Genomic DNA, 7,027 nt, shown 5'->3' with positions numbered 1-7,027 from the left:
TGTGCCAGTATTCCTGTGAGGCAGCGGACGGCCTCGCGACCGAGTGGCACCGCGTCCACCTCGGCAGTCGCGCCACCGGCGGCGCCGGCATCGTCATGACGGAGGCGACAGCCGTCACGCCACGGGGGCGCATCTCGCCGGAAGACCTCGGCATCTGGAGCGACGACCACGCCGAGGCGCTGGCCCCCATCGCCGAGTTCATGAAATCGCAGGGCGCGACGCCCGCCATCCAGCTGGCCCACGCCGGCCGGAAAGCCTCGACGCGGCGACCGGCCGACGGCTACGGCCCGATTCACGGCGACCGCGGATGGACGCCTGTCGGCCCGACGGAGACGCCGTGGCCCTACAACGACGAGGAGCCGCTTGAGACCCAGCGGCTCGAAACGGACGACATCGCCGAACTCATCGACGCGTGGACGGCGGCCGCCGAACGCGCCGTCGCCGCCGGCTTCGAGATCGTCGAGATTCACGCCGCCCACGGCTATCTGCTCCATGAGTTCCTCTCGCCGGTGACGAACACCCGCGAGGACGCCTACGGCGGCGACTTCGAGAGCCGGACGCGCCTGCTCCGGGAGGTCGTCACCGCCGTCCGCGAGACGATCCCGGACGGCACGCCGCTTTTCGTCCGCATCTCCGCGACCGACTGGCTCCCCGACCGCGAATCATGGACGGTATCCGACTCGGCACGGCTGGCAAGCGACCTCGAGCCGCTCGGCGTCGATCTCATCGACGTGAGCGCGGGCGCGATTCACCCCGACCAGCAGGTGCCCGACACTGGGCCGCATTACCAGGTGCCCTATGCAGAACAGGTCGCCGAAGGCGGCGTCCCCGTCGGCACGGTCGGCGGCATCACGACGCCGGAGGGTGCCGACGCCATCATCAGCAACGGTCGCGCAGACCTCGCTATCGTCGGCCGCGAACATCTCCGTGACCCCTACTTCGCAATCCGGGCCGCCCAGGAGCTGGGCCAGGAAGCGCCTGTTCCGCGGCAGTACACCAGAGGGTTCTAGAACTCCCACTTTTTGCACGAGAACGCGGGTCGAGCGCGGAGCGCTCGACACCGGTTCTCGGCAAAAACTTGGGGAAAATATGCGCGAGAGCCTCCCTCAGGAAGACTCGCTTCGCTCGTCTTCCACGGATCTCGCTCGCTCCGCTCGCGAGATTGCCGCGGGCGCCTTCGGCGCCGCGTTAGTCGGCTCTCGCTACGGCGACTCACTTGTCTCACGGCTCGCTCCGCTCGCCGTTCGACTTTTCGAGGCGTTCGCTTCGCTCACGCCTCGCTACCGTTCGTCACCGGGAACCGCGCTCGCTACGCTCGCGCGGACACTACATTTTACTCAGATGGTTGATTTAGCAACAGGTGTAGCATCCGCGAGCGAACGCAGTGAGCGAGCGGTTCCCCGGACGCGACCGGAGGGAGCGTCCGGTAGCGCGCACGGACTGACGCGCGGCGAAGCCGCGCGGAAGGAGTACGCGCGCATATTTTCCCCAAGTTTTTGCCGCGAGACCGTGGTCGCCCGTGGCGACCCGGTCTCGCGTGCAAAAAGTGGGTTTAGTAAAGAGTTAGATCACCCGTCACCTTGTCGACGATGTTCTCCGAGCCGGGGCCGACCGCGAGCGCGGTCACGGTGCCCGGTTCGAGTTGGGTGTGGCCGGCGTCACGAATCAGCGCGTAGGGGAGCCCCTCGCGGCGCGCCTCGTCGGCGAGTCGCTGGAGTTCACTCTCGCCGGAACCCTTGAGAACGACCTTCTTCTGACCGCCCGATTTCCACTCCCGCTGGGCCGAGTCGCCGGCTTTCTCGTAGGCCTGCAGCGACGCGTGGGCGACCTGTGCTGCGAGTTTGCCGTTTCCCATGCCGATATCCGTCCGGGCGACGATGGCTTGCTTCATACCGATAGGTCGGGCGGCGTCGGTAAAAGTACGTCTCGATGGCGCCGACCCGGCGACCTGCTCGTAGCCGGGGGGCGCTGCTGTCATCTCGTACGTCTTCGTCTTGCTCGGCCAGCGGCGCGACCGTTGGCCTTTAAGCCCCTGTCGACCACTTTTCGAGCCATGATACTCTCCGATGGGGACATCCGTCGCCGGCTGACCGACGGCGACCTCGTCGTCGAACCGCTCGACGACCCCGAGTTACAGATCCAGCCCGCGAGCATCGACCTCCGGCTTGGGCGGGAGTTCCTCGAATTCAGACGCACCAACATCCCCTGTATCCACCCGAACAGCGAACAGGAAGTCGACGAGTACGTCGACGAAACCTACGTCGAGGAGGGTGAGGACTTCATCCTCCATCCCGGCGATTTCGTCCTCGGAACGACGAAAGAGCGCGTCGGGATTCCCGACGACCTCATCGCCCACGTCGAAGGGCGGTCGTCGCTCGGGCGGCTTGCCGTGGTGGTTCACGCGTCGCTTCCGTACGACGAGGAGGTGTTCCTCTGGACGCCGGAAGATGGGTACGGGTTCTACGAAATCGGCGACATCGTCGAAAACGAGCGCCAGGCACGTGCAGTCTCGTTCGATCCGCAAACACTCCGCGTGAGCACCCACCGCGTGACGAACTATATCACGAATCCGACGAAACGCATCTATCGAGTGTCACTCGAGTCGGGGCGTGAGGTACTGGTAACAAAGGATCACAACCTCTTTACGCTCGATGAGCAGGGCGGGGTGACGCGATTACCGAGCGAAGACACCGAGGGAACCCGAGTGATGGTTCCCGGAACACTCCCGAGCTCGCCGAGCGAGGAGACCGAACTTGACCTCGTAGAGCTGTTCGAGGGCGACAAGGAGATAATCGCATACGCCGCTGACGGCGGCCTCGAAGCGGCCGAATTGGACGACAGCGTACCGCCGGGATCACACCAACACTACGAGTCGCGGAACGCTGCACCGCTGTCGTGCGTTTCCTCGGCGAACGCGCCAGCCAATACCGAAGTCGCGTTCAAACAGAGCGACGCCCGCCTCCCGCGCCATCTCGAAATTACACCCGAGTTCGGCTGGCTGCTCGGCTTCTACATCGCCGAGGGGTCGGCCCGGCGCAAGCAGATACAAGTCGGCAATAAAAACGAGGCGTACCTCGACCGGGTCGCGGAGTGGTTCGAGTCGTACGATACCAGTATCTACCGCCAAGAGCGAGACAACGGACTCGAACGGCTCACTATCTGTTCGGCGCTCTGGTCGAAAATTTTCCGTCGGCTTGCTGGGGCTGGAAGCGAGAAGAACATCCCCGACCGGGCGTGGAACTGGCCCGAACCGGTTCTCGAAGCGCTTCTCGATGGCCTCATGGACGGCGACGGATGTCGGCGCGAAGCACGCGATACGCTCTATACTGCCAACGAATCGCTTGCAAATCGGACGATGTACCTGGCGGCCAGATTGGGGCTCCACAGTTCAGCCTACAGCCGGGAGCGAGAGACGTACATCGAACCGAGCGACGTGCACAACGAGAGCACCGAATGGGCAGTCGATACCGCCAGCGACCCACACAAGCGGGGACAGTACGTTCCGACTCCGTGTGCCCTGCTCCAGCGATACCGCAATGAGGCGGATATGACGATGTCCGAGGCTGCCGACGCGATGGGGTACTCCTCGAAGAGCAGCATCTCGAACGTCGAAAACGGGGAGTACGGTTCGGTCAAGCGAGACACGCTTCGACGCTTCCGGGATTCCTACGCTGACGCGGGCGTCGATACGACCCGACTCGATCAGATACTCCGCGACGATATCCGGTTCGAGGAAGTCGTCGATGTCGAGGAAACCGACCGTGTCGAGCCGACATACGACCTCGAAGTGCAGCCGAACGGAAAGACGGTCGAAAACTTCCTCGGTGGTCGTGGTGGCGTCTTCCTGTCGAATACCGCCGGTCTCTGCGACCCCGGGTACGAGGGCCAGATAACCCTCGAACTGTCGAATCTCGGTACCGCGCCGGTCGCGCTGACGCCGGAAATGCGCATCTCACAGCTCACGTTCACGGAGCTGAAGAACCCCGCAGAGCGCCCCTACGGCGCCGAACGGGGGTCGAAGTATCAGGGTCAGGAGGGCCCACAGGCCTCGCGCATTCAGTCGGATGACGAGTTCGGCGGCGACCAGTTAGAGCGATGAAGTTCATCGAGGAGGTCGTCGTCGAGGAGTTCCTCCCGACGTACCGGACGATGCTTGCGGGTGAGCTTCGCGACTGTGGGCTCACCCAAAGCGAGGTGGCCGACCTGCTCGGAATTAGCCAAAGCGCTGTCTCGAAGTACGCCCACCAGGAAGTCGAGGTCAACGACGACATCGCCGCCGACGAGCGCGTCCAGGCGCTCGTCGAGCAGCTGGCCGAGGGGCTGGCGAACGACGACATGAGTCGCGTGCAGGCGCTCGTCGAGACCGAGGTACTCATCCGGCGGCTCGAACGCGGCGACCTGCTCGCGCGACTCCACGAGGAGGCGTTCCCGCCGCTGTCGGGCTACGATGCGCCGCTCGATATCCACGACCCCGAGGGCGACCTCCGGATGACCGAACGCGTCCGGTCGTCGGTTCGGCGCGCCGTCCGAACGCTCGAGAACACCAGCGGCTTTGCGGCGCTCGTGCCAGCAGTCGGGTCAAACCTCGTCGAAGCGCTGCCTGATGCAACCACCATCGACGACGTGGCGGCCATTCCGGGCCGCATCCTCGACATCAAAGGGCAGGCGACGGTGCCGAGCGACCCCGAGTTCGGCGTCTCCGAACACGTCGCGACGCTGCTTTTGACGGCTCGGGAGGCCGGCAGCGACGCCCGCGCCGTGGTGAACATCCGTTACAGCGACGCCCTGCTGTCGGAACTGGAGGCCGCCGGCTACCAAACAGCGGAATTCGACGCCGAAGCCGACCTCGAAACTGCCATCGCGGAGACGGTGTCGGAGCACCCCGATGTCGACGTGTTGTATCAGACCGGCGGCTTCGGTATCGAGCCCGTCATCTACATCCTCGGGTCGGACGCTTCCGACGTTGTCGGCACCGTCCGCGACGTCGTCTGATGGCGAGCGTCACCGATTTCTACGGCCGCTGGGCCGACCTCTACGACCGCATCGCGACAGCACCGGGTGTCGACCGCTGGCGCCGCCGGGCCGCCGACCGCGTCGCTCGACCGGGGCGACCGTCGTGGAGATGGGCTGTGGCACCGGCGCGAATCTGCCGCATCTCCGCGAGCGCGTCGAACCGGACGGGCGGGTCATCGGCGTCGATATCACCCGTCCGTTGCTCGACCGCGCCGCGGAGCGCGTTCGCGAGTACGACAACGTCGCGGTCGTGCAGGGAGACGCCGCGCGGCCGCCTATCGAGGATGCCGATGCCGTCCTCGGAACCTTCGTTTGCGGGCTCTTCGGCGACCCGGCAACCATCGTCGAGGACTGGTGTGACCTCGTCGGTGACGGGGGCCGTATCGCCCTCATGGACGCGGCAGCGACCGACGATCCACTCGGGTGGCCGCTCAATCCGCTGTTCCGGGCGTTCGTCGCCGCCGGCGCGCCGAGCTCCGGGGTCGCTGACGTGCTCCGAGCGCCGTTCGGACGGTTCGACGCACCGCTGTCCCGCCGGGTGGCTGACGCGCGAGCGGCAGTCGCCGACCGGGCCGTCGACCGCCGATACGAGACGTTCGGCCTCGGCTTCGTCGGCCTGCTCTCCGGCCGCGTTCGCTAACGTTTTGCGCGCGCCGGCCGACCGCCGCGTATGGAGCGACGAACCCTTGCTGGCGCTGCCGTGACGGCACTCGTCGTCGTGGGTGGGGCCGCCGCAAGCCGGCTCATCGAGGGCAACGCCGTGGCTGGCGTCCTCTTCGCCGGCATCGCGGGCGGGGCGGTCGTCGGCCTGCTCTCGAAGACGCCGGGCCACATTGGCGCTGGCGCGCGAGCGGGCGGCTACGGCGGTGCCGTCGGGTTCGGCGTGTTCATCGCAGCAAGCGGCGTGCTCGCGGTGATGGCGGGCGACCCCTCGTTTCTGGTATTCGCCGTCCAGCGACTACTGATCGGCGTGCTCGTCGTCCCGTTGCACACGGTGCTCGGGGCCGGGACGGCGGCAGTCGGGGTCAGAGTTCGCCGCGCTGCCGGCCGGGAGACGGCGCTGTAACCCGCCTCTCACGTCGCGCTGGATTCATGTGGCCGGTGGCAGCATGGGAACCATGCCCACTCAGGCAGGCGACCCCGCGCCGGACGTACAGGCGAAAAACCAGAACGGCGAGACGATCTCCCCCGACTTCGAGGAACCGACAGTCGTCTACTTCTATCCCCGTGACGGGACGCCGGGCTGTTCGCTCGAAGCCCGGCAGTTCGAGGCCGATATCGAGTCGTTCCGCCGGGCCGGTGCGACCGTGTACGGCGTCTCCACCGACGACGTCGACTCCCATCGGGAGTTCGCCGACGAGGAAGGCCTCTCGTTCGACCTGCTTGCCGACCCCGACGGCGAGGTCGCCAACGTGTTCGGTCTCGAGGTCACCAACGACTTCGTGAACCGGATCACGTTCGTCCTCGCTGACGGCGCGGTGCAGGCCGTCATCGACGCTGACGACGTGAACCCCGACGGCCACGCTGCGGACGTTCTCGGCGCGATAAAGAATATCTAAAGAGACGCATCGATTTCTTCGACGACCCGCTCGGTGGCCTTCTCCCACTCTCCGGGAAGCGGGCCCCCTCGTTTCGGGGGTTCGATGTCGAGAGTGAGAGCCTCGTATTCGACCGAGTCGAACGTTTCCGCGACACGGTCGCCGACGAATACGGCGTTCTCGCGCTTCGAGGAGACACCCCCGGATTTCAGGTCGTAATACCGTGTGAACAGCTGAATCACTAGAAGCGACTGGTCGATGCTGTCCTCTGCGATATGTCGGAACAGTTTCACCGTGTTGTTCGATGGGTCTGCGCGTCGCCACTCCAGTTCGATGAGCACTCGCGGGTCACCCGTGCCTGCCACATCGACCGGCGTCCGACCGATATGCTCCTCGGTCGTCCAAGAGCGGTTCGGCCACCGCTCTTCGAGCAGGGCCTTGAGTTCTGCAGCGACACGGTTGGCATCGTCGCCCAC

8 protein-coding genes and 1 pseudogene are annotated in these 7,027 nt (G+C 65.7%); 7 read left to right on the top strand and 2 right to left on the bottom strand.

The features are described 5' to 3' along the window. Nucleotides 1-1,010: NADH:flavin oxidoreductase/NADH oxidase (locus ACI8UR_RS04605; protein ID WP_415087604.1), on the top strand; the 1,010-nt coding region annotated here is incomplete at its 5' end. A 542-nt stretch (nucleotides 1,011-1,552) separates the two neighbouring features. Here ACI8UR_RS04605 and pth2 read toward each other — a convergent pair. Continuing rightward, nucleotides 1,553-1,891: a peptidyl-tRNA hydrolase Pth2 gene (gene pth2, locus ACI8UR_RS04600; RefSeq protein WP_411716082.1), complete on the bottom strand. Its 339-nt coding sequence runs from the start codon at nucleotides 1,889-1,891 to the stop codon at nucleotides 1,553-1,555. A gap of 162 nt (nucleotides 1,892-2,053) precedes the next feature. Here pth2 and dcd point away from each other — a divergent pair. The 6 genes and pseudogenes from dcd to ACI8UR_RS04570 form a co-directional block, all read left to right on the top strand. After that, a pseudogene (gene dcd / locus ACI8UR_RS04595) lies at nucleotides 2,054-2,407 on the top strand (dCTP deaminase); the annotation flags it as partial. Beyond that, nucleotides 2,390-4,099 carry a dCTP deaminase domain-containing protein gene (locus ACI8UR_RS04590; RefSeq protein ID WP_415087605.1) on the top strand — a complete coding sequence of 570 codons (1,710 nt, stop codon included), beginning with the start codon at nucleotides 2,390-2,392 and terminating at the stop codon, nucleotides 4,097-4,099. The pseudogene dcd and the gene ACI8UR_RS04590, both read left to right, overlap by 18 nt. Beyond that, a complete protein-coding gene (locus tag ACI8UR_RS04585; protein WP_411716081.1) occupies nucleotides 4,096-4,992 on the top strand; it encodes a thiamine-phosphate synthase family protein in 897 nt (298 codons plus the stop codon). The genes ACI8UR_RS04590 and ACI8UR_RS04585 overlap by 4 nt, the downstream gene beginning before the upstream one ends. 130 nt (nucleotides 4,993-5,122) lie before the next feature. Beyond that, entirely contained in the window at nucleotides 5,123-5,653 is a 531-nt protein-coding gene (locus tag ACI8UR_RS04580; protein ID WP_411716080.1) for a class I SAM-dependent methyltransferase, read from the top strand. A gap of 30 nt (nucleotides 5,654-5,683) precedes the next feature. Next, the gene (locus ACI8UR_RS04575; protein ID WP_411716079.1) at nucleotides 5,684-6,079 is read left to right on the top strand and encodes a hypothetical protein; all 396 of its coding nucleotides are present in this window, start codon (nucleotides 5,684-5,686) and stop codon (nucleotides 6,077-6,079) included. 52 nt (nucleotides 6,080-6,131) lie between these two features. Further along, the gene (locus tag ACI8UR_RS04570; RefSeq protein ID WP_411716078.1) at nucleotides 6,132-6,572 is read left to right on the top strand and encodes a peroxiredoxin; all 441 of its coding nucleotides are present in this window, start codon (nucleotides 6,132-6,134) and stop codon (nucleotides 6,570-6,572) included. Here ACI8UR_RS04570 and ACI8UR_RS04565 read toward each other — a convergent pair. Beyond that, complete coding sequence (locus tag ACI8UR_RS04565) at nucleotides 6,569-7,027, bottom strand: hypothetical protein (RefSeq protein WP_415087603.1); 459 nt, start codon at nucleotides 7,025-7,027, stop codon at nucleotides 6,569-6,571. The two genes, ACI8UR_RS04570 and ACI8UR_RS04565, sit on opposite strands and share 4 nt — an antisense overlap.

Origin of the sequence: Natronomonas sp. (assembly GCF_047616845.1) — an archaeon.
In the GTDB taxonomy this organism is placed as follows: domain Archaea; phylum Halobacteriota; class Halobacteria; order Halobacteriales; family Haloarculaceae; genus Natronomonas.
The sequence above is the reverse complement of the archived record's forward strand: the minus strand, read 5'-3'. Positions and strand labels throughout refer to the sequence as shown.

Coding starts and splice junctions, on each gene's coding strand:
- pth2 (WP_411716082.1), bottom strand. CDS start 1,891: ATGAAGCAAGCCATCGTCGCCCGGACGGATATCGGCATGGGAAACGGC.
- ACI8UR_RS04585 (WP_411716081.1), top strand. CDS start 4,096: ATGAAGTTCATCGAGGAGGTCGTCGTCGAGGAGTTCCTCCCGACGTAC.
- ACI8UR_RS04580 (WP_411716080.1), top strand. CDS start 5,123: ATGGGCTGTGGCACCGGCGCGAATCTGCCGCATCTCCGCGAGCGCGTC.
- ACI8UR_RS04575 (WP_411716079.1), top strand. CDS start 5,684: ATGGAGCGACGAACCCTTGCTGGCGCTGCCGTGACGGCACTCGTCGTC.
- ACI8UR_RS04570 (WP_411716078.1), top strand. CDS start 6,132: ATGCCCACTCAGGCAGGCGACCCCGCGCCGGACGTACAGGCGAAAAAC.